Below are 23,835 nucleotides of genomic sequence, written 5' to 3'. Positions count from 1 at the left end.
TATAATCCCATGAATTTGTTTTTTTTCAGGAGTCTGTCATGAAAGTCGTCGAAGTTAAACACCCGCTGGTAAAGCACAAAATCGGCCTTATGCGCGAAGGTGACATCAGTACCAAGCGTTTCCGGGAGTTGGCGACAGAAGTAGGCAGTCTTCTGACCTATGAAGCGACCTCTGATTTTGAAACGGAAAAAGTGACCATTGAAGGCTGGAACGGTCCGGTAGAAATTGATCGTATCAAGGGCAAAAAAGTCACCGTTGTGCCAATTCTGCGAGCGGGTCTTGGTATGATGGATGGTGTGTTGGAGCACATCCCAAGTGCGCGAATCAGCGTGGTGGGAATCTACCGTGACGAGGAAACGCTGGAGCCAGTACCTTACTTCCACAAACTTGCCAGTAATATCAATGAGCGTATGGCGCTGGTTGTTGACCCAATGCTGGCAACCGGTGGATCAATGATTGCAACAATTGATCTGCTGAAAGAGCATGGGTGTGAGCACATTAAGGTGCTGGTACTGGTCGCAGCGCCAGAAGGTATTGAAGCACTGGAAAAAGCACATCCGGATGTTGAGCTGTATACCGCTGCTATCGATAAAAAACTGAATGACAAAGGTTACATCGTTCCGGGGCTGGGCGATGCAGGCGACAAGATCTTCGGTACCAAATAACCGAGTTAACAATATGGAAAAGGCTTCCAACCGGAAGCCTTTTTTCGTCTCCGCGTAATGCGTTAATCTTCTATCTGTGCGTTGTCGACAACATGGGTTTCGCCTAAGTCGTGCGGCAGGATAAGGTTCAGTACAATCGCCACGATACCGCACAGGCTGATGCCTTGCAGGCTGAACTCGCCGATACCAAATGCCATACCGCCAATACCGAACACCAGTGTTACCGCTACAATCGCCAGGTTACGCGCTTTGTGAAGGTCAACTTGGTTTTTGATCAGTGTGTTAAGGCCGACCGTGGCGATAGAACCAAACAGCAGGATCATAATGCCGCCCATTACAGGGACAGGAATGGTTTGTAAAACCGCCCCCAGTTTGCCAACAAAGGCTAGAACAATGGCTGTCACTGCCGCCCAGGTCATGATGGCTGGGTTAAATGCGCGAGTCAGCATCACGGCGCCGGTGACTTCACTATAGGTGGTGTTTGGCGGTGCGCCAAACAGAGAGGCTGCCATGGTGGCTACGCCGTCGCCAGTCATGGTACGGTGAAGCCCGGGCTTTTTCAGGTAGTCTTTGTTAGTAACATGGGAAATCGCCAGCATGTCACCCACGTGCTCTACTGCCGGAGCAATCGCGACCGGGATCATGAACAGGATAGCGTTGATGTTGAACTCCGGTACCGTGAAGTTTGGCATGGAAAGCCAGGCCGCATTCTGTACTGGCGAAAAGTCCACCACGCCGAAGAAGAGTGCCACCACATACCCTGAAACGATACCCGCCAGAATCGGTACCAGTTTAAAGAAACCTTTGGCGAACACCGACACCGCAATGGTAGTGATCAGTGATATTGCCGAAATCCAGAGCGCTGCGGAGCCGTCAATCAACTGGATGGCACCGTCGCCGGATTTACCCACTGCCATGTTGACGGCTGCCGGTGCCAGACCCAGACCAATCACCATAATCACCGGGCCAACCACGACCGGCGGCAGTAGCTTATGGATGAAACCAACACCACGTACTTTAATGATGCTGCCCATCAGAACATACACCGCACCGGCTGCCATGAGTCCGCCCATGGTGGCTGGAATACCCCAGCTTTGGACGCCGTACATGATAGGGGCAATAAAGGCAAAAGAGGATGCGAGGAAAATGGGGACAGAGCGTTTGGTAATCAATTGGAAGAGAAGGGTGCCAATACCGGCACCGAAGAGCGCAACGTTAGGATCAAGTCCCGTAAGCAATGGAACCAGCACTAACGCGCCAAAGGCAACAAATAGCATTTGTGCCCCTTGTAAAACTTGCATCATGACGCACCTTCCTGAAGTTTAAAAAAATCGCGGGATACTATCATGGTTTTCAAGGGCATTGCAGTAAGTTGTTATATACAGTCGACGAGAAACACAGAACCTCCCACTTTTTGTCAAAATAGTAGCGACGCAGTCACAAGCACAAAAGAGATGGGGGAGTGGCTCAGCCTTTTGGGGAGATGACGCAATTTCAGTGTTTAGCCATTGCTGACTGTAGGGCTTCACTTTATGATCAACGTTTAAACATCGAGTTATCTGGCAAAGTTATGTTACGAACTTTCATTTTCGTTTTGACGCTCGCATTGGGGCAAACCAGTGCTGTGGCCGCTTCATTGTTCCGTGCAGAAGTGGTATTGAATGACAGTGATACAGCAACGGAACAGGCGGCGAAAGAGACGGCGTTTGTTGATGTACTTATCCGTGCCTCCGGCCAGTCTGATGTGGATAATAACCCAGTAATCCAGAAGGCGTTGCCAACGGTAAATCAATACATCACCCAGCTTGGCTATGGTGATATAGACGGTCAGCGCGCGCTGTTACTTGCTTTTGATGATCGAAAAGTCCGTACCTTGCTGACACAGGCGCAGGCAACCTACTGGGGAACGCCACGTCCGGAAGTGCTTTTCTGGCTGGTGGAAGACAATGGATCCCAACGCAACGTGGTTTGGGAGCAATCAGCCTCGCCATTGGTTAATACACTGAAATCAGAAGGTGAGCGCCGTGGTTTGCCAGTGCTGATCCCCGTGGGGGACTTTGATGATGTTGTTGCGGTGTCGATTCCCGATCTCTGGGGTGGTTTCACCGGCCCTATTGCCGAAGCAAGTGCCCGTTACAACCCAGCAGGCGTCGCAGTCGTGAAGGTACACAACAACCGCATCAACTGGCAGTTATTCCCTAATGCTGCAGGCATTGGTAAAGATGCGCCGATAGAAGGTCGGGCTTCTGGTTCTCCGGAGCAGGCATTTGCGGCCATGATTGACGATATTGCTGATTTCTATGCGGAGCGTTTGGCTGTAAACCTGGGGGCGGCGGACAGCGGTACCAAGTTACTGAAAATCTCGGGTCTGGATGATGCTGAAGATTTCTTTGTGATTGAGCGGATCCTGAAAGCGATGAACTCGTTAGCGACGTTACGTCTGGAATCAATCACGGATGGCGCAGTGGTTTTCCGCATCAGTTTGCTGGCGTCTGAAGATATTTTCCATAACGAGATGATGGTTGATCGCCGTTTGCGCCGCGTTGAAGTTGCGCCGGCATCGGTGGTTGACAATATGCCTGAGATAACAGAAAACGCAGATGGGGTGATTGTCCCGGTTGAGCCCGCTTCAGAGGCAGTACCGGTTGAAACCGCTATCCAATACGAGTGGGTCGGATAGCGGTATCCCAAAGAGAATCAAAAAAGTAAAACTAGAAAAGCAGGTGGGGTCACCTGCTTTTTGAATTTATTCCTTGCCGCAATCCGGGTTACTGCCCGAAACGTGCTTTTTCTTCTTTCTCGACCTCTGAGAGCTTTTTCAATCCCAACCCCTGCTCTTGCCCCTTACGTTTGGCAAAATACACATTGCAGACAAAAGAGAATGAAGTCAGTATCAATTCGATGGTTGCCAGCCAGCGCTCGCCTTCATCCACCCAAAGGATAGTAAGGGCGTGAAGGAAATAAAACATCAGGATAAAGTTCGCCCATGCATGAGTATAGGCTTTTCCTGTCACGATACCTTTTAAGGGGAACAATAGCGGTGCCAGCCAGGCTATCGTAATACCGATAGGATTGACATGGGGATGGGGCGAAATCACGCCATGCCATAATGCCACCCAGCCGATCAGCGCCAGATAAGCACCAAGAGCCAGCGGCCTGAGTGTTGAACTCGAAGAAAACAACGGATAACTCCTTTTATCAATCTTTGAGACGTGAGGCGATCTCAGCCAGACGTTTCCCACCCGCAATCGCCAGATTTTTCTCATCCACATCCGGTTGGCGCCGGTGTTCGGCAGTGATGTGCGATGGTCCGTAAGGCGAGCCTCCGCCCTGTGTGGTGTGAAGTGCTGGCTCAGAGTGAGGCAGGCCGACAATCACCATACCATGGTGTAATAAGGGCAGCATCATGGTGTTGAGTGTGGTTTCCTGACCGCCGTGGAGCATCGAGCCTGAGGTAAAGACCATAGCAGGTTTCCCTATCAAGGTGCCGGCCAGCCACGTTTTTGCCGTGGTGTCGATAAAATGCTTTAGCGGCGCAGCCATATTACCAAAGCGCACCGGGCTGCCGAGAGCGAGTCCGTCACATGCATTGAGGTCATCAAGGGTAACATAGGGATCGTCAGGGATGGTTTCAGCCACTGTCTCTCCGGCAACGGCAAGCTCAGGCACTGTGCGAAGCCTTGCCACTGCGCCAGTGGCCTCCACGCCACGGGCGATCAGGCGGGCGAGGCTTTTCGTCCCGCCGTGACGACTATAGTAAAGAACCAGAATGTCTGTCATCACAGGATGGTCAGTACGTTTTCTGGTGGACGTCCCATTACTGCTTTATCATTGGCAACCACAATCGGACGTTCAATCAACTTTGGATTGTCTACCATCGCCTGGATCAGTTGTTCGTCGGTCGCATCTGCCAGTTTCAGCGCGTTGTAGATGTCTTCTTTGGTGCGCATCATCTGACGGGGAGAATCAAAACCCAACTGGCGTTGCAGGGTTTTGAGTGTGTTGGCAGACAGTGGGGTGTCAAGATATGCCACGATCTCGGGCTCGATGCCTTTCTCTTGCAGCAAGGCCAGAGTCTGGCGGCTCTTTGAGCAACGTGCGTTGTGGTAGATGGTGACTGACATGAAAGCTCCTTTAGTTTTTGTTATTAAATGCCTGACTCAGAGTTTCAGCTCAGCGCCACGCGCTTCCTGCACCCTGAGTTGGTCAATACGTGCATCGTAGCGGGCCTGATCAAGGCTGCCAAGTTCTGCAAGCTGACTGGCTTGTGTATAGTTGCTAATCGCTTTGTGCCATCGCCCTTTAAGCGCATACAGTTCGCCTTGTGCGGCAAGCGCACCGTGTCGGATCCCCTCACTGTCATACGCTTTGCGCAGCAATGACCAGCCGTTAGTGTCATTTGGGTGAGCGTGGGTGAATTTCACCAGCCCTTTTATCGCCGCATTATACCGGCCTGCTTCAACCAACACATAGTCACGGTTTAACAGTAAAACGGCATTGTTAGGCTGGCTTTCCAGTGCTTTGTCCAAGCGTTTAAGTGCTGAGTCGTAGCGCTTTTGCGCGACATCGAGATCTGTCATCGCATCGAGGTAAAAGCGGTTATTGGGCTGCGCTTTATAAAGTGGCGCCAGCAGCTTGCTGGCTTTGTCGAATTCGCGGGTGCCGATGTAGACCAGAGCTTTGCCATAGTTTAGCGACTGTGCCCGCGCCGGAGAGGCTTTTTTCAATTGGCGGTCAAACCAATCATGTGCAGCAGCATGGTCAATACCGGCAAAACGGGCGATGACCCGGGCCCTGGCCAGATGGTATTCCGGCGATAAGGGGACCGTACGTTTTGGGTATTGTTGAGCGCGTGATCGTGAATCAGTAATGCGCGAGTCCGGCAAGGGGTGCGTCAATAAAAACTGTGGTGGTTTGGATGCAAAGCGGTACTGATCAGCCATGCGGGTAAAAAACGTTGGCATGGCATTAACATCAAACCCTGAGCGCGACAGGGTTTCCAGACCAATGCGGTCTGCTTCTTTCTCGTTACTGCGGGTATAGTTGATTTGTCCCTGGATAGAGGCCGCCGCGGTCGCTTGTGCGGCAGCAATGCCGGCTTGGGGAGCCGCAACTGCCAGCATCAGGGATCCGACAAGGGCTGCCATGGTCAACGGCGTCTGTTTTGCCCGCTCTTCCATAGCCCGCGCTAAGTGGCGTTGGGTCAGGTGGGCGATTTCGTGGGCAACAACGGAAGCCAGTTCACTTTCGCTCTGTGCATGGAGAAACAGCCCTGTATGTAGGGCAACGTGACCACCAAAGAATGCGAAGGCGTTGATGTCACGGTCCTGTATCAGAAAAAAATCAAAAGGCGTTTTCACATCATTGGCGTTGGCCACCAGTGATGCACCGAGCGCGGAAATATATTCCACCAGCAGCGGGTCATTCACAATAGGCAGGTTGCCTCGGAGCGTGCGCATATATGCATCGCCGTACTCTATTTCCTTCTCTACAGTCAGGGTACCTGCCGCTGCGGTGCCGATATCAGGCAGATCGGTGTACGACGTCGCCATCACCGGTGAAGTCAGGGTAAGCGACGCAATAAGAAGGCTGATTGTGGCTTTTTTGAAAAGCTGCATGACTGACGTGGGTGCCTCCAGCACGCGAAATCAAAACGGGAACAGAATAGGTAGACAACGTTGCAGGTAAGAGGTTCTGAGCTTCATAGCAAGGTTTTCCAGATCCCCAAACTACTTATCCGCGTTGTTTGAGTATACAATGCCGTCGATAATAGCGGTCAGCGAGAAAGAATGGAAATTCAATCCCTTGATTTGCGTGAACAGCGTTGCCCTATGGCGTTGCTCCTGGCGAAAAGAGCCTGCGGCTCATTGAAGCAGGGACAGCAAATAGCGCTATACATCGCGGACAGTGGCGCGTTGAAGGACATCCCCCGTTATCTGGAAAAACATGGGTTTGTGTTTGAGAGTCAATCTGTTCAGGGAGCGACGGTGCTGAATGTCACTAAATTATAAACAGGAAAATACATGCTAGAAATGATTAACCGTTGGTACAAGCGACGGTTCTCAGACCCGCACGCAGTCAGCTTGATCGCGTTGCTTGTCATTGGCTTTGTTGTCATCTACTTCTTCGGTAACTTGCTGGCGCCGCTCCTTGTTGCCATTGTGCTTGCGTATCTGCTCGAGTGGCCTGTGGCCAAAATGGTCAGGCTGGGCTTGAACCGTACCCTCTCAGTGATCCTTGTGCTGCTGCTTTTTGTCGGCTTCATGATCCTGGCCTTATTCGGATTAATGCCAACCATCTGGAACCAGATCATCAACCTGATTGCTGACATTCCGACCATGTTCAGTGGTTTCCAAGACTATGTGTCACATCTGCCGGAAGCCTACCCGGAGCTTATCCAGCCACACATGGTGAACACTTTTATTGATACCGTGCAAAGCCGTGTGCTGGGCATGGGTGAAACGGTGGTTAAAAGCTCGCTTGCTTCACTGGTAAGTTTAGCAACATTGGCGGTGTACCTCATTCTGGTGCCACTGTTGGTATTTTTCTTGCTGAAAGACAAAGAGGAAATGATGCGATCATTTACCTCCCTGCTGCCGCGAAACCGCCGCCTGACCAACAAAGTCGGTGTGGAGATGAACGAGCAGATCTCCAACTACATCCGGGGAAAGGTGACAGAAATCATCATCGTGGGGATCACCAGTTATATTACTTTCGCCATTCTGGATTTACGCTATGCAGTGTTGCTCAGTGTGGCAACCGGCCTATCGGTGTTGATCCCGTATATCGGCGCGGCCGCAGTCACCTTGCCTATCTTTGTGGTTGCCCTGTTCCAGTGGGGGATAAGCCCGGAGCTGGGTTATCTTATGCTGGCCTACGGTATTATCCAGGCGCTGGATGGTAATGTGCTGGTGCCTATCCTGTTTTCAGAGGCGGTCAACCTCCATCCGGTCGCTATTATTGTCGCGGTGCTGGTGTTTGGCGGGCTATGGGGATTTTGGGGCGTGTTCTTTGCAATCCCCCTGGCGACACTGGTGAAAGCGGTTTGGCATGCATTACCGTCTCACGATCCTGACGGGGAAGTGACGGCGGAAACGAACAACTAAAATGATCTTGGCCGTGATAAAATAAGTACTGTTAGAGACCTGAATGTAGGTCTCTCTTTATTTTCCGCCAGCGTTCATTTGACTGGCTGTGGTGGTTAAGCGATTAGAATGAAAGATAGAGTCGATTTGTGTGCTGAAGGTCGTGCGTTGGCGTCAAACAACACCTTCACTGTTGGCATCGTGGGTGGTGGAGTCGCTGGTTCAACGGCGGCATTGAAACTTGCTGACATGGGGATCCAAGCCCTGTTGTTTGAAGCCGGTGAAAGCCTTGTCAGTGGCCCGCCAATCTGCCACCTTCATGCCGGTGGTAACCTGTATCGGGAAATTTCTGAGCAGCAATGCATTGCCCTGCTTGAACAATCCATCGCGACTGTCCGTGCGTATCCTCACTCGGTCAACCGGCGTCCTACTGTTATCGCGGTGCCCGTCAGTGACCCCGGTGAACCGGAAACCCTCCTAAACCGCCTCGATGTGCTTACTGAGCATTATCGTTTACTTGTCAAACAAGACCCCAATAATGCTGTATTGGGAGCACCAAACGACTACTATACCCTGTTCAGCCGAGAGGACATGGAACGGCTTGCTAGCCTTCCCTTGCCAGCCTTCCCGCAAACACCGGAAGAATGGATGATCCCGGTGGCGCACTATATGCCACACGACAGCTTCAAATACCCGCTGGTGGTGGTACAGGAATATGGACTGAGTGTATTCCGTTTGGCGGCAACAGCGGCATTGGGGCTGGAGCAGTCTGCACATTGTGAAATCAGATTTGGGCACAAGGTGACCAACCTGATTCCTGTGCAAGATGGCTGGCTGATTGAAGCGGCTGTCGACAATGGCGAAGTGGTCTCCTTCCGGGTTGATTTTGTTATCAATGCTGCGGGTTTCCGAACCGGCAAGCTTGATGATATGGCTTCACTACCGAGACGACGCTGGGTGGAATATAAAGCTGCGTATATCGCCCATTGGCCGTCACAACCTGGGCAGTGGCCGGAAGTCATTGTTCATGGTGAGCGTGGCACGCCTCAGGGCATGGCGCAGCTGACCCCTTATCCGCAGGGTTTTATTCAACTGCATGGCATGACACAGGACATTACCTTGTTTGATGGCGGCTTGGTGAAAAGTGATGCATCTTCTGCTTTTCCGCCTTTGCCTGAGAGCATGGTGGTAAAAGCAGATGGTGGCTGGGCATGGTCGGAAGTCCGCGAGAGGACCGAACGTGCCATTGCCCATGTCAGTCGATGGCTGCCAGCGTTTGAGCAAGCTGAAGTGGGCGGAAAGCCACTGTGCGGTGCGCAGCAGATCCCGGGTGACGATCCTAGCCTTCGCGCTGCTGATGCATCGTTTGAAGGTGAGCGTTATGCGCGGATTGAGCTGGTCAAAGCCTCGTCGGCATTACAGGCAGCAAACCGGATACTGGCACATTTCGAGAAACAGGGGTGGGTAACCCTGCCAGAGGGTTGGGATAGTGCATCACTGAGCCTGACTGCATCGTTGACTGAAAACAACGTGGTGGAAAAGGCCAAGCAACTAACCGCATTACGCGGATACCCGGAGGCGTTCGCCATTCCATTTCCGGAAAATAATCCCCTGAAAAAACAACAGGCCGTCAGCTGACGGCCTTTGGCTTTTACTCGCCTTTCAGGTAGTTGATGACCACGTCGTGATGGTCTTTGGTTTTAAACTTGTTGAACACATGTTCAATATGGCCGTTTTCATCCACCAAAAAGCTCAGGCGGTGAATACCGTCGTATTCTCTACCCATAAATTTCTTGCGACCCCAAACGCCGAAAGCGTCAGCCACGGCGTGGTCTTCATCACTAAGCAAGGTGAAGTTCAAGTTTTTCTTTTCTTCAAAGCCCTTCAGCTTTTTCACCGGATCCGGACTGATACCCAGCACCACAGTGTTTAATGCATCAAGCTCTGCCTTGCTGTCACGCAGCGAGCAAGCCTGGGTGGTGCACCCCGGCGTCATCGCTTTCGGGTAGAAGTAAACCAGTACCTTTTTTTTGCCTTTGAACTGGCTCAGAGAGACGGTGTTTCCGTTTTGATCTGGCAGAGAAAATTCAGGTGCTGGTGCACCGGCTTCGAGCGTTTGCATGTTTCTTCCTTTTGTTTTTTGTCGCGAGAAGCATTACGTTCACGCGAACAATATCGTTCATTTTGATGGCAATCAACCGTGCAAACACAGGGGATAAGCCCCGTCAGCAAGCTTGTTTTTGCCCCTCGCCAAAAGTACCATGGAACAAAACGCGTTTTTGGAGATGGAAATGTTTTCAGGAAGTATCGTGGCACTGGTCACACCGATGGATAGCTCTGGTGAAGTTGATTACACCAGTTTAAAAAATCTTGTTGATTTTCATGTCGATGCTGGCACAGACGCTATTGTCTCTGTTGGGACGACAGGCGAGTCAGCGACTGTCACCGTTGAAGAGCACATCAAGATTGTTCTGAAGACTCTCGAATTCGCTGACGGCCGTATTCCGGTGATTGCCGGGACGGGGGCCAATGCGACGCATGAAGCGATCACCTTCAGCAAAATGTTTGCAGGCACCGGCATTGCAGGATGTTTGAGTGTGGTGCCTTATTATAACAAGCCGTCCCAGGAAGGGCTGTATCAGCATTTTAAAGCGATTTCAGAATCCAGCGAACTGCCGCAAATTCTGTATAACGTACCGGGCCGCACCGTGGCAGATATGTTGCCGGAAACGGTAGCGCGCCTTGCCGAGTTCGATAACATCGTCGGTATCAAAGATGCAACGGGTGATTTGGATCGTGTTCGTCTTCACCGTGAACTTTGTGGCGAAGAGTTTATCTTACTCAGTGGTGACGATTTAACAGGCCTGGATTTTATTGCAGCGGGTGGCCACGGTGTGATTTCTGTTACCAATAATATTGCTGCGGCGCAGATGGCGAAAATGGTCAGGCTGGCACTGGCAGGCGAGATCGATGAAGCCCGTTCGATTAATGAGAAGCTGATGCCTCTGCACAAAGATCTTTTTGTTGAAGCGAATCCCATCCCTGTAAAGTGGGCATTGCATGAAATGGGCTTGATTGCTGATGGGACCTTGCGTCTGCCGTTGACCACTTTGAATGCGAAGCTGCAGCCGAAAGTAAGGCAGGCTCTGCTGGATGCAGGCGTGCTGTAACGCTTCTTTGGAGATTAAATGAAACCTGTTTTTAAGCTCGGCTTGAGTGCTGTGATGGCTACCATGCTGGTGGCCTGTTCGGGCGCTGACTCGCGCCGCCAGGCGTCGAGTGATTTTAAATACCTTGAAGCGGCGCCACTGTCCGATTGGAAAAGCCTGCCAGATCAACAACCGGACTTTTCCAACGCCTATCATATCCCTGCCAAGGAGTTTCAGGGGCCAGTGGGCCGGGATATTGATATTCGTCCACCGCAGCAAATCCTTGAGTTGATCCCGGGTGCGCGTTACGAGCGCAGTGCTGAAGGCATAACGGTTTGGGTGCCGCGTGAAGAGCAGACCGCACGTTTGTGGCAAACCATCGATGATATGGTTGCCCAATCGCACATTCCGGTTCGCACTTCATCGCCGGAAGGTATCGAGACAGATTGGGTGCGCTGGGCCATTGATGAAGATGAAGAAGTGATTGAGAGCCGCTACGTGGTGAAACCGGTGCAGGCGCGTGGGCGTTCAGGGTTTCATATTGAGATGGTGGAATGGAAACGTAATGGTTCGTCGGACAATCTGACTCAGGCTTCCCGTGACCGTTACAACGCGCAGATGATCAATATGATCACCGCACATTATGACGCAGATCTCCGCGAAGAAGCGCGTTTACGTGCGCTTGAATTAGTGAAAAACATTCCAATCAGTCTGGGCAAAGACCGTGGCGGTTCGCCGGTCATCATCGCCCGTGCAGCTTATGATGTATTCTGGGAGCGTTTCCCGGAGATGCTTAATGAACTGGGTTTCACTATTGAAGAACGCAACCGTTCCCAAGGCACATTGAGCGTGAATTTCACATCACCCGATGATGAGTTCTGGGAAGAGATAGGCGTGTTGCCGTTGCAGCTTGGCCAGAAGAAATACAACATCCTGCTCGGGGATTTGGGGAACCGTACCTCTGTCAACGTGACTGACAACACAGGCAAACCTGTGCAGGAGGACGTTCTGGCGGGGATGGTACCGGCATTTACCGCAGCAATTGAACGTCTGAACAATGAGTAAGTTCAGTAGGATGTAAAAAGAGGACGTTCAGGCGTCCTCTTTTTGTCTTTCCTTTCAGCAACAATCAATCGATGAGGCCGTATTCTTCTCTCAGGATAGTGATGATTTCCTGCTTTGGATTGGTACTGAGGTGTATCGGCTTACCGGTGATTTTTTCTGCAATATCAATGTAAGTGCGGGAAATATCCATCAAGGCGTCCACGGGCAGGGCGTTATCACGTGCCAGAGCTTCGCGTTCAGGCATTCGGTCTTTATTCAGCAGAATATCCGGGTCAGGGAAGTAGTTCAGTAGGAACTGGCGGAACCCTTCTTTCGAGTTTTCAACGATATTACCTGCGTTGTATTCACTGGCATCCCAGATGCGTGATGAGTCTGGTGTGCCGACCTCATCCATGTAGATCAGTTTTTCCTGGCCTTGTGCATCGGTGACATAACCGAACTCAAACTTGGTATCAACAAAGATCTGTCCGACGGCCTCCAGTGCCTGGCTGATCACCTCAAATCCCTCTTTTAGCAGGGTTTCATAGCGGCTGATATCATCGGCAGATGAGAAATTGAACGCAGCAAAGTTCTCTTCAATGTTCTTACGGGTAATGTTCACGTCATCCGCTTCCGGCACGCCAGGAATACCTTTAAGGATGCCTTTGGTGGAGGGAGTGATCAGGAGCTCTGGTAACGCTTTGTCTTTCTCCAGTCCTTCCGGCAGTTCGATACCACAGAATTCACGTTCACCTTTGGCATAAGCGCGCCACATCGAGCCGGTGAGGTATTTGCGGCAAATCGCCTCAATTTTAACCGGTCTGGCTTTTTGCACGATCCAGACAAAAGGGTGGGGAATATCAAGAATGTGGCTGTCGGCCAGTCCATGCTCTTTAAACAGCTTGAACCAATGGTTGGAGATAGCATTGAGTGCAGCACCTTTACCCGGCACGCCTTTTAACCCTCCCTCCGCGTGCCAGATGCAGTCAAATGCAGAGATGCGGTCACTGATCACCATGATAGCCAGCGGCGCGTCTGGGGCTACGTCATACTTCTTTTCCTGGATCAGACGTTTGCTGTCTTCTTCGGTCAGCCAATATACAGAGCGTACTTTACCGCTGTGAACGGGCTGATGGGTACGAATGGGAAGATCGTCGTTAATGGCGAGAACTTGATCCGCAAGGCTCATTGAGGCATTCCTATCTAAAAGCTGCCGGACGGCGGTCGTCACGGGCATGACTGCAATGCGGTGAGAGCGGCGACTCCTGACTCTCACCCTCCAAACGCATGCATAATACCAGAACTCGAACAGGGCTGTTATCGAAAACGCAAACGTTTGCTTAATTTTTTCTTTTGGGGAGTCTGGATAGAAGAAAGGCGAAAGTCAGTCGCCCTTGAAGGCGCTACCAGAAGGAGGATTTGTCGTCATTGTCTTCATCATCATAAGGTTTTCGCTCTTTTTTCTGCTCGCCATTCTGGTTTTCATCTTTTGGTTTGGGCTTCTGTTTCATCCCGAATTTGGCGTTGGCCGTATATTTGAGCGCCATGATATTGCTGACCACGACAGCGACCACAATAAAGATGATCACATACGGGTTGGTAAGGATGTCCATGATCAGACCTCGCACACGTTGGAGACGTATTGTGAATATATCCAATCCAGCGCATTAAGGACAGTTTCCCGCCCGGCGATGTCTGAAGATGCGATCACAGTGCGCAGTGCATCCGGTGTTAGAATGTCCAGCGTGCCCTGTGTGGTGGCAACATGGCTGATGTGCCAGGGTTCGAAAGCCACGCCTCCCCGATCTTCCCGGTAGGGAAGGTAGAAGCCGAAATGTTCCATGTTGGCTGTCAGCCATTCAAAAAAAGGCCGTTGGTGGCCTGAGAGATATTCCCAGGGTTCCAGCTGGATGTTTACGTCCTCAGGCAAGAGGTTTGAGGCATAGATATCGATATCCGTGCCCCAATGGTGACGGCTGGCGCCGGGCAGGGCAGACCAGCGCAATATCGCACGTACCTTTTCTTCCTCGCTGAGTGAAGCGGTGTCCAGTGGCAGACCTTCGCTATCAAGGATGGGCCGCAGCCCGTGAAACTTGTTGTCCCAAATCATCTGCTGGCGGGCAAAGTCTCGGAAACTGCTGGCAATGGTTAACGTAAAACCGGCTTTTTCTGCTGCGGTTTGCAGCTTGAGGAAGTCGGCTTTTACATTGTGGTGCACCAACCGACCATCTGTCAGTGAAAGCAGATGGTCCTGGGTTTGTCCTGTCAGGGAGGAAAGGGTCCAACTCATTTTGCCAGTATTTTCTCCAGTACCTTCTGGTACATGTCAGTCAGCTTTTCGAGATCGGCCACGTTAACGCACTCGTTCACTTTGTGAATAGTGGCATTCACCGGGCCAAGCTCAATCACCTGTCCACCCATCTGTGCGATAAAGCGGCCATCTGATGTGCCGCCAGTGGTCAACAGTTGGGGCTTTTCGTGGTTAACGTCATCTACGGCTTCCACCACGGCATCCAATAAAGATCCGGCGTCGGTCAAAAACGGTTTGCCGTTAAACGTCCACTTAATATCGTAGTCCAGGCCGTGCGCATCCAGTACCGAATGGGTGCGGCGCTGGATATCTTCATCCGTCAGCTCGGTGCTGTAACGCAGGTTGAACTGAACGTGGAATTCCCCCGGAATGACATTGCTGGCCCCGGTACCGGCTGCCACATTCGGGATTTGGAAGCTGGTTGGTGGGAAGTACTCATTTCCTTGATCCCACTGCATCGCCGTGAGTTCTGCCAGTGCAGGCAGTGCCTGATGAACCGGGTTATTGGCCAGATGCGGGTACGCAACATGCCCCTGAATCCCTTTAACGGTGAGGTCTCCGGTGATAGAGCCCCGGCGGCCGTTCTTGACTACGTCCCCCACGGCATGGGTGCTGCTTGGCTCGCCGACAATACACATATCAATGAGTTCGTCGCGCGCCATCAGGGTATCAACAACACGGGTGGTGCCATTGATAAAAGGCCCTTCTTCGTCGGAGGTGATCAGAAATGCCAGAGAACCTTTGTGATCAGGGTGTTCCGCGATAAAACGCTCTGTCGCCACCACCATTGCTGCCAGCGAACCTTTCATGTCAGCAGCCCCGCGACCATGCAGATACCCATCAATCACGGTAGGCTCAAACGGCGGTGTGTGCCATTGGTCTTCAGGCCCTGCAGGCACAACATCGGTGTGACCGGCAAAGGCAAACAGCGGCGCTTCCGTCCCCCGGCGTGCCCAGAGGTTGGTGGTGTCTTCAAACACCATGCGCTCAATCGTAAACCCCAGTGCTTCGAGGCGTTTAATCATCAGTTCCTGACACCCTGCATCGTCCGGGGTGACGGATGGACGGCCTATCAGCTCCTTGGCCAGAGACAATACTGCACTGTCTGTCATTGTGTTGCGTATCCTTTCTTGTTTCGGGTCAATCGTCCCGGGGTTAGTTGTTAAAAATGGCGTTGTATTCCTCGGCGTTAAAACCAAGGTGATAGGTGTCGTTGTGCACCAGCAGTGGACGTTTGATCATGGCAGGATGCACCAGCATCAATGCTATCGCGTTTGATTCGTCCAGGTTGTTTTTTTGCTCTTCAGAAAGTCCGCGGAACGTGGTGCCACGTTTGTTCACCAATGCTTCCCAGCCCAGTTTTTCCACAAATTGCTTGAGCATTTCCTGATTGATACCGTCTTTACGGTAATCATGGAATGTATACGGTTTGCCTTCTGCATCCAGCCACTTCAGCGCTTTTTTGATCGTGTCGCAGTTCTTTATCCCGTAAACCTTTGTGGTCATTCACAGTTTCCTCAGTCGCGTTTCATTGAGGATGCTAGATTGACATTGCACTGTGTTGAAAGCAAGGCGCAGCAGTATTGTCAGCAACAATGGTTATGGTGCTGGACACCTGAATCCTGAAAACATAATTCAAAATATTCTGTATTAGATTTGACTAATATTTGTTTGTTTAGTTAACTCTAATGTAAAGGTATGCAGGTCAGGGGAAATTGAACATGGCGCAAAATCTTCAGGAACAGGCGACAGAGGCGGCTAAAGTGCTGAGAATTTTATCTCACCCGGAACGGTTGATGGTGTTGTGCCAATTACGTGATGGGGAGAGGAATGTATCCCAGATGCTGCAAAACAGCACCCTGAGCCAGTCAGCGTTTTCCCAGCACCTGACTGTGCTGAGACAGGCTGGCTTGGTTGCCACCCGCAAAGAATCCCAGTCGGTGTACTACCGCATTGGTGACAGCCGTGTCGAAGGGCTGGTGAACGCCATTCAGGGCGCCTGGTGTGGTGATGTCCCCCGCACCTGAAAAACGGTGAAGGACAACGAAAAGCTTGATGACAGCGCAGGGGAGTAAGGGATGATTGCAGACAAGGACAACAATAGGCGCTTTGGCATCGTAGGCTGGTTTATGCAAACCGGCTTTGCACCGGTGTTGATGTTGCTGGCACTGGTTGCCGGAGTGGTAGCACTGATGATGACACCGCGGGAAGAAGATCCTCAGATTGTTGTCCCGATGGCTGATGTGATCATTTCTGCACCGGGATTATCGCCCCGTCAGGTAGAAAACCAGATCACTGAACCTGCTGAACAGTTGTTGTCGCAAATCGATGGGGTGGAGTATGTCTACTCGCAATCGATGAAAGGGAAAGCCGTGGTGATTGTCCGCTTCCATGTCGGCGAGAACCGCGAAGACAGCTTGACCAAGCTTTACACTAAGCTGTATGCCAACCAGGATATGTTGCCCGGTTCCGTAGAAAGCTGGGTGGTCAAGCCGATTGAAATTGATCATGTGCCAATTGTGGTCGGCGCGCTCTATTCGACCAACCCCGACACCACTGACAGTTACGCATTGCGCCGCCTCGCGGAAGAGATGACACAATCGCTCAAAGCCATAGAACAAACTCACCAGGTGACAGTGACAGGGGGGCTTCCTCGTAATATTCAGGTGGCGTTTGATGCAACTGCATTAGCCGCTTACCAAACCACCCTTGATGATGTCCGCTGGGCGCTGTCAGTGACCAATGTCCACCAAAAGGCGGGGCAGGTTAACGAATCCGGCCGAGTGTATACCGTGGAGTCAGGCCAGTTTTTCCAGTCGGCCAGTGAGCTGGAAACACTGGTTGTCAATGTGGTGAATGGCAAACCGGTTTACCTCAGGGATGTCGCTGACATCACTGACGGTCCAGAAATCCCTTCCAGTTACACCCTCTATTCCCCTGGCATGGCGCACCCTGACGCAGAGCCGGGTGTAAGCTGGCCAGCCGTGTTTGTTTCTGTCGCTAAACGCAAAGGTGCCAACGCGGTGTGGGTGGCTGAAGATGTACTGGCGGCCTTTGAGGACATTGAGGCTGAATGGCTGCCTCAGGGGGTTCACATCGATGTGATTCGTAATTATGGCCAGACCGCTGATGACAAGGTGACCAACCTTGTGTCGAGTCTGGGGTTGGCCGTGCTGACAGTGGTGGTGTTTGTCGGGCTGTTCCTCAACTGGCGTGCTGCACTGGTAGTAGCCCTTGCCATTCCGGTCAGTTATGGCGCGACACTGCTTCTTGACCTCCTTTTCGGCTACACCATCAACCGGGTGACCCTGTTTGCCCTGATCCTGGCGCTTGGTTTGATTGTCGATGACCCTATTGCCTCGATTGACAACATTGATCGCTATCTTCGCCGTAAAGGTCTGTCACGCACTACGGCAATAGCGCTGGCGATGGCTGAGATCCGCAGCGCCCTGTTAATGTCGACAGCCGCCATTGTGATTGTTTTCCTACCGATGTTTTTTATCACCGGCATGATGGGGCCATACATGGCACCTATGGCATTCAACGTGCCGGTTGCGGTGATTTTCTCGACCGTTGTGGCGTTTTTTATTACGCCCTGGCTGGCGCTCAAGTTGCTGAAAACGGCATCAGACAAAGGGCACTACCACCTGGAATCGACCCTGATGTATCGCGGTTACAAAAAAGTACTGTCAGCCATACTGGCAACCCGGGGCCGGCGGATCTCGTTTTTGGTAGCGATCGCGGTACTGTTTGGTTTGGCTGTCTCCTTGCCGGCCTTGCGTATGGTGCCTCTGAAATTGCTGCCCCATGACAATAAAAACGAGTTTCAGGTGGTGATTGATTTACCGCAAGGGCAGGCACTTGAATCTTCTGCGGCGGTGAGCCAGGCGCTGGCTGGGTACTTGCTGGAACAGCCCGAGGTGGTGTCGGTTTCCCACTTCGTTGGGCTGGCTTCCCCGATGGATTTTAATGGCATGGTGCGCCATTACTTCCTTCGTGCAGAACCGCACCAGAGTGAGCTTCGTGTTGTATTGCTGGATAAGACCCTGCGTCGCGAGCAATCGAATGAAATGATCACCCGCTGGCGTGACGGTTTGGAAGCCATTGCAAAACAGCATCAGGCTGATATCCAGCTGGTTGAAGTTCCGCCCGGCCCCCCGGTGATAGCCACTCTGGTGGCTGAAATCTACGGTGACGCCTTTACCCCGTACACCACGCTTGAAGCTGCGGGTGATGTGGTGGCAGCGAGGATGCGTCAGGAGGCTTTTGTGACTGAGGTGGCTACATCCTCTACTGATCCTCATGAGGTCTGGCGGTTTGAGGTTGACCGAGAAAAAGCCGCGTTGTCAGGCATTGCGGTGTCGGATATTAACCACACCATTCAGGCTGCCACTCAAGGTTTTGTTATCGGTGAAATGCAATTGGCGGATGAAGTGTCACCTCTGCCTATATTGATGCGATTACCCGCCGGTCAGCGTGACAGCCTGAACCAGATACTTTCGCTGTATGTGCGTGGAAGGGAAGGAGTAGCCCAGGTACTGACCGAGCACGGCATTGAAGCCGCCCCGCGTCCGCTCGTGCAGCTCAGTGAGTTGGGAAGATTTGTCAAAGCGCCTGTCGAACATACCATTTTCCATAAAAACCTTAAGCCGGTGGTGTATGTCTATGGACAGACAACCGGCCGTGTACCTGCTGAAGCAGTTGCCGACATGATGGTGGACTTTGGCGAGGAGCCCGGCGAAGTCCGTGATTTGTCATCGCGTCATTACTTCTCAAACGGTGCGGGGCTTGGCTGGCAGTTACCTGCCGACCTCAACGTGGTATGGAGTGGGGAAGGGGAATGGAAGATAACCCTGGATGTTTTTCGCGATCTCGGTATTGCCTTTGCCGTCGCCCTGCTGGGTGTGTATGGCGTGTTGGTTATCCAGACCGGGCTACCCGGCGTTTCAGGGGTGATCATGCTGGCGATTCCGCTGACCATGATAGGCATTATGCCCGGCTTTTGGCTGCTCAATGTGTTTACCTCTGAGATCAACGGTATTCCCAATCCTGTGCTTTTCACTGCGACTGCCATGATAGGCATGATTGCCCTCGCTGGCATTGTGGTGCGCAACGCTCTGGTACTGATTGAATTTATTCACCAGGCGCTGGCGGAAGGTGCAGAGCTGAAAGAGGCACTCTATCAGGCTGGTGCTGTCAGGATGCGTCCTATTTTGCTGACGGCAGGAACCACGATGCTGGGGAACATTGTGATCACCTTAGATCCCATCTTCAATGGACTGGCCTGGGCGATTATTTTTGGCATTCTCGCCTCAACAATCTTTACGCTACTGGTAGTACCCGTGGTGTATTTCATGATCCACCCTTCACATTCTTCCGGAAAACAATACACGCCAGAGACAGACGAACAAGGAGTATCACTATGATCCGAAAAGCTATCGCATTGACCCTGTCGCTCGTCGTTATGGCCGGAATATTTGCCTATATGGCCGGTGTGTTTACCCCTGATTTACCACAAAAGAAAGCCGTAGCGGCGCCAATCCCCAGTGAGGGATATGTTGAAGTGTCGCTGATTACTATGCCGCAGAAGCGGGTATTCAGTGGCACGGTGCAGGCGCACCAGTCAGCGGCCCTTTCCGCCCGCATTAATGCCCGGGTTGCGGATGTGTTGGTGGATGCCGGTGATTCAGTAAAAGCTGGCGATATCCTGATCCGGCTTGAAAATGAAGATTTGAGTGCCAGAGTGATCCAACAACAACAGGCATTGGCGTCAGCACAGGCAAGGGTCAATGATGCCCGGCTCAATGATGAAAGGGTCAGCAAGCTGGTAGCAAGAGGATTGCTCCCTGTTGCAGAACGCGATGCGATCAAAATGCGACTTGAGACCGCAAACGCCGATCTGGCTGGCCGCCGGGCATCTTTGTCCGAGGCAGAAGTGACACGGGGGTACAGTGTTATCACTGCACCGTTTGACGGCGTCATCCGCAATCGGGACGTGGATCAGGGCGACATTGCAACAGTAGGGGGCAATTTGGTGTCTATTTATAACCCCAACACGCTTCGTCTGGAGGCGGCGGTCAGTGAATCCGTACTTTCCTATGTTCAAGCGTCTGAGACTGTTGATGTGGTGCTGGATGCCAGCGGGGGGAGCCGGAAAGCGCAAGCACTGGAAATAGAGCCCGCAGCCGATGCCGCATCAAGAAGCTTTACGGTGAAGTTTGGTTTCGAGGACAAGACAGATTTGTATCCAGGGATGTTTGGCCGCGTGGCTATTCCTCTGACGCCAATGCAAGTATTGGCCGTACCGGAAAGTGCAGTGGTTTCCCTTGGTCAGCTTCGTTATGTGAATATAAAACAAGATGAGAGTAAGCCTCTGGAGCGCAGGATTGTCCGGCTAGGAGAGCATTTCGTCCTCAATGACACTCACTGGGTCGTGATTTCTTCCGGCCTGAATGAAGGGGAATGGATTCACGTGCCCAGATGAATGCGCATTCAGTTTGATCAAGCGCAATATCTCCTTTGCAATTCATTGAATAATGGGAAACAGTCATAATTAGGAGGTCTCAATGGAACTGAATCCGGTTTTTGCAAGAAGACTGTATCTCGCTTTTTTGGTTGAAGAGATGGAACGCCCTAACGTTCCGCGTTTAATTGAAGCCACAGGTTGGCCACGCCGTACGATACAAGATGTGATCAAATCGCTGGCCGGGTTAGGTATTGAACTCTCTTTTATTCAGGATGGGCGCCGCCATAACGATGGTTATTATCGCCTGACTGACTGGGGGCCATTCAAGCGCGAATGGGTTGAGGAGCGTAAGCAGGAGATCATGGGGACTCTGACGGTGTGAAACAAAAAACGCAGTAACAAAAGCCTGCGTTTTCTCGTTTACGATGCGTCGAGTGTTCCTGGCCTCAGGGCGTTTTGAACATACTTGGGTAGCTTGTTTACTACCAAATGCCACGAGCGGGAGATGATGTTTTGTAACTCGTCGGTTGGCAAGGGGCAGTGTTCGCCAAATTCTATCCATCCCGCCCTTGCCAGGTGTGGCGCAGGCCGACAACCAGGGATCCCTGCCATCATGATGAATAAATCTTCCGGCACCTTGCAGGCCATTTTCCCACCATCGTAAAAGATGCATACCATTTTGGTCTGGTGCACGCTGTAAACATCAACGCCGCCCCATTTGGTATCATGCCGGATACCAACCAATGATTCACAATAAGCTTTAAGTGCAGGGATATCCATTTACTTGATGATCCCTTTCTCCTTCAATGCGTTACGCAGAGTTTCAACACGCTTGCGGTTCACGCCAAAATCCGAATACCCCACGCGGGATTCAGAACGCACAATAAGCTGGTTGCCATCAATACGAAGCTCTAAATCATCAACAAAGCGCAGGATTTTACTGACACACTCTACACGCGCGTACCCCGGTTCCTGGGTTCCCAAACGGGTGCCCGGCATGCCGAGGGCGACCTCCAGTACCGGTGCCAGTGACATTCCTTGTTCCAGTTCAAAGGGCTCGACACGGAATGCATCACGGGTATCCAGGGTCGACACACAATTAGGCTTGTCGCCGCAAGGGGTTCGGGATTTATCAGTCACGCTTTCATCTCCTTGTGCGCATCCAAATATCAATAAGAGTGTGGCACCGACAATAGCGGTAGAAAGCGTTTTTTTCATGGCGATGTCCCTGTTATTGGTTGCTCAATACGAATACGGCAAACCCCGCCCAGCTGAGCACCAGCAGTACCCATGGCAGAAGGTTGCGTGATGTCGGCGAAGCGTGTTCGGTTTCAGTCACATTATGGTCATGTCCAACAATCGACTGCTTTTGTTTGCGCTGCTTTTTCCGTTCCTTATCACGTTCCCGCGCTTTGGCTTTTTGTTGTTTTTTGTATAACGCAATGCCTTTCTCGATGCCTTGGGCAATAAGCTTGGTCTGCTCCTTGGTTTGCCCCGGTTTTTGGGTGGCCTTGGCAATTTTCATGGCTTCTTGTTGTGTTTCCGGTGATGGCGACGCATTACTCATCGTATATTTATCTTTTGTTGCAGTACGTAGTAAGGGATTATACCGATGATAACGATTTGTCACGAAACCAAAATCTGAGAATCGTGTCAAAGTGATAACCCAGTTAAAAAGGAGAAGAACAAGTGATTTTAACGACAACACCGACAGTGCAGGGGCGGGAAATCACACAGTATCACGGCGTGGTGGTAGGAGAAGCTATTCTTGGCGCCAATTTGTTTAAAGATATTTTTGCCAGCATCCGCGACATTGTCGGCGGCCGCTCTGCCGCTTATGAACAAGAGTTGGCAAAAGCCCGTGAGATTGCGTTTCAGGAATTACGTGAACGGGCGCGGGAAGTCGGTGGCAATGCTGTTGTGGGTATCGACCTTGATTATGAGGTCGTCGGCCCGAATGGCGGTATGTTGATGGTGAGTGTCAGCGGCACTGCCGTCACTCTTGGATAAATGGGAGCAAGATAAAAGCCTTGGCTGAAAATTGTTGCGCCACTCCGCAAAATAATGTGCTAGGGCTTGGTTGCTATGTTAATTGCTGACAGAGTGATGTGGAGGGTTATGAACACTGTTTTTTAATGTGTCTGATCGCCATCAGGTGTCACAGACAATAACCCTAAAGACAATAAATTGATGAACACGCTTTTGTACCCCTCTCCTGACGACTATGACAAACACGGCAATGCCAAGCCAAACCTGATGTTCTGGCTGACCTGCTTTTTTCTGGCAAGAGCTTGGCTGGTGTTTGTGGTCGCAGGCGTTAGCCGTGAGCAAGGCAAGGATTTGCTCGCACTGTTTTATCCCAGCCATGACGTATTCTATTTGGGATTGGCTCTGGGTTTTCCGGCTGTCGCACTGATGCTGGTGGCAGGGAACCTTCACCGTTACCCGCCCTTTTTCGGGCGGATTTGGCGGGGTGGGAAAATCATTCTTTTAGCTGCGTTGTCCGGTGATCTGATACTGCAGGTAAGGCACCTGATGGTAGAACATTGGGCCTTTCACTGGCATGGCGCGCTGATGTTGCTGATAGCGGTTTGGCTGTTTTTTTACCTGTTAAGGAGTCGCCGCATGCAGTTTTTGTTTAAAGCCCCGATATCAAGAGTAGAAAAAAATGAATGAGTGGAAAAAAGGGCTTGTCTTGTTCAGCGCAATGCTAAGCCCACTGGCCATGGCTGATTGGCAGGTTGATGTGCACTTTGAGATGGATAGAGCAGGAAAACAGCACCGTGCGCAGACGTCAGTCTCTTTGGTGCCGGGTGAAGAGACAGTGTTGTTTGACAATGGTGAAGAGACAAGGGCGATCATTGGTAAAGCTGAATTACTGGAAGTGACGGCTGATGAAGTGAAAATTTCCCTTTTGGTTCAGGAGCAGTGTGATGATGGTGGATGGCGTACTATCATGTCCCCCGTGGTGAGCGCTGGGTTAAATACGCCCGCTTCCATCAACCAAAGTAACGAGCAATTGGATGAGTTTGCTTCTCTGAAGGTTGAAATTATGTCGGTGTAAGAACACAAAGCCCACTTTCCCGATCTAAAACAAAGCCTCTGACTCTCACCA

Annotated in this window: 28 protein-coding genes; 14 read left to right on the top strand and 14 right to left on the bottom strand. The window is 51.6% G+C overall.

From position 1 onward, the window contains the following. The first annotated feature begins 38 nt into the window (after window positions 1-38). Complete coding sequence (gene upp, locus VHA_RS17660; RefSeq protein ID WP_005506791.1) at window positions 39-665, top strand: uracil phosphoribosyltransferase; 627 nt, start codon at window positions 39-41, stop codon at window positions 663-665. Window positions 666-727: 62 nt separating this feature from the next. Here the strand turns inward: upp and VHA_RS17655 are convergent, their stop codons facing one another. Continuing rightward, complete coding sequence (locus tag VHA_RS17655) at window positions 728-1,969, bottom strand: uracil-xanthine permease family protein (protein WP_040529200.1); 1,242 nt, start codon at window positions 1,967-1,969, stop codon at window positions 728-730. A gap of 266 nt (window positions 1,970-2,235) precedes the next feature. On the opposite strand from VHA_RS17655, the gene VHA_RS17650 reads away from it, so the two are divergent. Then, window positions 2,236-3,345: a DUF2066 domain-containing protein gene (locus VHA_RS17650; RefSeq protein WP_005506785.1), complete on the top strand. Its 1,110-nt coding sequence runs from the start codon at window positions 2,236-2,238 to the stop codon at window positions 3,343-3,345. Between the two features lie 88 nt (window positions 3,346-3,433). Here VHA_RS17650 and VHA_RS17645 read toward each other — a convergent pair whose 3' ends face one another. The 4 genes from VHA_RS17645 to bepA are packed head-to-tail and all read right to left on the bottom strand — an operon-like array spanning window position 3,434 to window position 6,283. Continuing rightward, entirely contained in the window at window positions 3,434-3,847 is a 414-nt protein-coding gene (locus VHA_RS17645; protein ID WP_005506783.1) for a DUF2069 domain-containing protein, read from the bottom strand. A 16-nt stretch (window positions 3,848-3,863) separates the two neighbouring features. Continuing rightward, entirely contained in the window at window positions 3,864-4,445 is a 582-nt protein-coding gene (wrbA, locus tag VHA_RS17640) for an NAD(P)H:quinone oxidoreductase (RefSeq protein WP_005506782.1), read from the bottom strand. After that, on the bottom strand, window positions 4,445-4,789 hold the full coding sequence (gene arsC / locus VHA_RS17635; RefSeq protein ID WP_005506781.1) for an arsenate reductase (glutaredoxin): 345 nt from the start codon (window positions 4,787-4,789) through the stop codon (window positions 4,445-4,447). Before arsC ends, wrbA begins: the two co-directional genes overlap by 1 nt. A gap of 36 nt (window positions 4,790-4,825) precedes the next feature. Beyond that, window positions 4,826-6,283, bottom strand: coding sequence for a beta-barrel assembly-enhancing protease (gene bepA / locus VHA_RS17630; protein ID WP_005506780.1), 1,458 nt, complete (start codon window positions 6,281-6,283; stop codon window positions 4,826-4,828). 171 nt (window positions 6,284-6,454) lie between these two features. Between bepA and VHA_RS17625 the strand changes: the two genes are divergently transcribed. From VHA_RS17625 to VHA_RS17615, 3 genes are all read left to right on the top strand, one after another. Next, window positions 6,455-6,676, top strand: coding sequence for a sulfurtransferase TusA family protein (locus VHA_RS17625; protein ID WP_005506777.1), 222 nt, complete (start codon window positions 6,455-6,457; stop codon window positions 6,674-6,676). 12 nt (window positions 6,677-6,688) lie between these two features. Next, window positions 6,689-7,771, top strand: a complete 1,083-nt coding sequence (locus tag VHA_RS17620; protein WP_005506774.1) for an AI-2E family transporter — start codon at window positions 6,689-6,691, stop codon at window positions 7,769-7,771. A gap of 108 nt (window positions 7,772-7,879) precedes the next feature. Continuing rightward, window positions 7,880-9,388 (top strand): FAD-dependent oxidoreductase, encoded by a 1,509-nt coding sequence (locus tag VHA_RS17615; RefSeq protein ID WP_040529199.1) that lies wholly within the window; start codon window positions 7,880-7,882, stop codon window positions 9,386-9,388. Between the two features lie 13 nt (window positions 9,389-9,401). Here VHA_RS17615 and bcp read toward each other — a convergent pair whose 3' ends face one another. Beyond that, window positions 9,402-9,872, bottom strand: a complete 471-nt coding sequence (gene bcp / locus VHA_RS17610; protein ID WP_005506772.1) for a thioredoxin-dependent thiol peroxidase — start codon at window positions 9,870-9,872, stop codon at window positions 9,402-9,404. Window positions 9,873-10,041: 169 nt separating this feature from the next. Between bcp and dapA the strand changes: the two genes are divergently transcribed. Beyond that, on the top strand, window positions 10,042-10,920 hold the full coding sequence (dapA, locus tag VHA_RS17605) for a 4-hydroxy-tetrahydrodipicolinate synthase (protein ID WP_040529329.1): 879 nt from the start codon (window positions 10,042-10,044) through the stop codon (window positions 10,918-10,920). A gap of 18 nt (window positions 10,921-10,938) precedes the next feature. Further along, complete coding sequence (gene bamC, locus VHA_RS17600; RefSeq protein WP_005506762.1) at window positions 10,939-11,964, top strand: NlpB/DapX family lipoprotein; 1,026 nt, start codon at window positions 10,939-10,941, stop codon at window positions 11,962-11,964. 64 nt (window positions 11,965-12,028) lie between these two features. Here bamC and VHA_RS17595 read toward each other — a convergent pair whose 3' ends face one another. The 5 genes from VHA_RS17595 to VHA_RS17575 form a co-directional block, all read right to left on the bottom strand. Continuing rightward, window positions 12,029-13,132, bottom strand: a complete 1,104-nt coding sequence (locus tag VHA_RS17595) for a phosphoribosylaminoimidazolesuccinocarboxamide synthase (protein ID WP_005506760.1) — start codon at window positions 13,130-13,132, stop codon at window positions 12,029-12,031. A gap of 214 nt (window positions 13,133-13,346) precedes the next feature. Further along, entirely contained in the window at window positions 13,347-13,556 is a 210-nt protein-coding gene (locus VHA_RS17590) for a DUF2897 family protein (protein ID WP_005506759.1), read from the bottom strand. A 2-nt stretch (window positions 13,557-13,558) separates the two neighbouring features. Continuing rightward, the gene (locus VHA_RS17585) at window positions 13,559-14,233 is read right to left on the bottom strand and encodes a M15 family metallopeptidase (protein WP_005506742.1); all 675 of its coding nucleotides are present in this window, start codon (window positions 14,231-14,233) and stop codon (window positions 13,559-13,561) included. After that, on the bottom strand, window positions 14,230-15,366 hold the full coding sequence (gene dapE / locus VHA_RS17580) for a succinyl-diaminopimelate desuccinylase (RefSeq protein ID WP_005506740.1): 1,137 nt from the start codon (window positions 15,364-15,366) through the stop codon (window positions 14,230-14,232). The genes VHA_RS17585 and dapE overlap by 4 nt, the downstream gene beginning before the upstream one ends. A gap of 43 nt (window positions 15,367-15,409) precedes the next feature. Continuing rightward, window positions 15,410-15,760 (bottom strand): ArsC family reductase, encoded by a 351-nt coding sequence (locus VHA_RS17575; RefSeq protein ID WP_005506738.1) that lies wholly within the window; start codon window positions 15,758-15,760, stop codon window positions 15,410-15,412. A gap of 215 nt (window positions 15,761-15,975) precedes the next feature. Between VHA_RS17575 and VHA_RS17570 the strand changes: the two genes are divergently transcribed. The 4 genes from VHA_RS17570 (at window position 15,976) to VHA_RS17555 (ending at window position 21,102) form a co-directional block, all read left to right on the top strand. Next, the gene (locus VHA_RS17570; RefSeq protein ID WP_005506736.1) at window positions 15,976-16,281 is read left to right on the top strand and encodes an ArsR/SmtB family transcription factor; all 306 of its coding nucleotides are present in this window, start codon (window positions 15,976-15,978) and stop codon (window positions 16,279-16,281) included. Window positions 16,282-16,332: 51 nt separating this feature from the next. Beyond that, the gene (locus VHA_RS17565; RefSeq protein ID WP_005506734.1) at window positions 16,333-19,680 is read left to right on the top strand and encodes an efflux RND transporter permease subunit; all 3,348 of its coding nucleotides are present in this window, start codon (window positions 16,333-16,335) and stop codon (window positions 19,678-19,680) included. Next, complete coding sequence (locus VHA_RS17560; RefSeq protein WP_005506732.1) at window positions 19,677-20,738, top strand: efflux RND transporter periplasmic adaptor subunit; 1,062 nt, start codon at window positions 19,677-19,679, stop codon at window positions 20,736-20,738. The genes VHA_RS17565 and VHA_RS17560 overlap by 4 nt, the downstream gene beginning before the upstream one ends. 82 nt (window positions 20,739-20,820) lie before the next feature. Next, window positions 20,821-21,102, top strand: coding sequence for a winged helix-turn-helix domain-containing protein (locus tag VHA_RS17555; RefSeq protein WP_005506730.1), 282 nt, complete (start codon window positions 20,821-20,823; stop codon window positions 21,100-21,102). 38 nt (window positions 21,103-21,140) lie between these two features. Here the strand turns inward: VHA_RS17555 and VHA_RS17550 are convergent, their stop codons facing one another. The 3 genes from VHA_RS17550 to VHA_RS17540 are packed head-to-tail and all read right to left on the bottom strand — an operon-like array spanning window position 21,141 to window position 22,287. After that, window positions 21,141-21,500: an MmcQ/YjbR family DNA-binding protein gene (locus VHA_RS17550; RefSeq protein ID WP_005506729.1), complete on the bottom strand. Its 360-nt coding sequence runs from the start codon at window positions 21,498-21,500 to the stop codon at window positions 21,141-21,143. Beyond that, the gene (locus VHA_RS17545) at window positions 21,501-21,938 is read right to left on the bottom strand and encodes a DUF1499 domain-containing protein (protein ID WP_005506728.1); all 438 of its coding nucleotides are present in this window, start codon (window positions 21,936-21,938) and stop codon (window positions 21,501-21,503) included. A 13-nt stretch (window positions 21,939-21,951) separates the two neighbouring features. After that, window positions 21,952-22,287: a DUF2956 domain-containing protein gene (locus VHA_RS17540; protein WP_005506727.1), complete on the bottom strand. Its 336-nt coding sequence runs from the start codon at window positions 22,285-22,287 to the stop codon at window positions 21,952-21,954. Window positions 22,288-22,409: 122 nt separating this feature from the next. On the opposite strand from VHA_RS17540, the gene VHA_RS17535 reads away from it, so the two are divergent. The 3 genes from VHA_RS17535 to VHA_RS17525 all read left to right on the top strand — a co-directional run bounded on the left by VHA_RS17535 (window position 22,410) and on the right by VHA_RS17525 (window position 23,784). Next, on the top strand, window positions 22,410-22,730 hold the full coding sequence (locus VHA_RS17535; protein ID WP_005506726.1) for a heavy metal-binding domain-containing protein: 321 nt from the start codon (window positions 22,410-22,412) through the stop codon (window positions 22,728-22,730). Window positions 22,731-22,910: 180 nt separating this feature from the next. Next, a complete protein-coding gene (locus tag VHA_RS17530) occupies window positions 22,911-23,396 on the top strand; it encodes a DUF2919 domain-containing protein (protein ID WP_005506725.1) in 486 nt (161 codons plus the stop codon). Further along, complete coding sequence (locus tag VHA_RS17525) at window positions 23,389-23,784, top strand: hypothetical protein (RefSeq protein WP_005506723.1); 396 nt, start codon at window positions 23,389-23,391, stop codon at window positions 23,782-23,784. The genes VHA_RS17530 and VHA_RS17525 overlap by 8 nt, the downstream gene beginning before the upstream one ends. Window positions 23,785-23,835: the final 51 nt, after the last annotated feature.

Origin of the sequence: Grimontia hollisae CIP 101886 (genome assembly GCF_000176515.1) — a bacterium.
Lineage (GTDB): Bacteria > Pseudomonadota > Gammaproteobacteria > Enterobacterales > Vibrionaceae > Enterovibrio > Enterovibrio hollisae.
The sequence above is the reverse complement of the archived record's forward strand: the minus strand, read 5'-3'. Positions and strand labels throughout refer to the sequence as shown.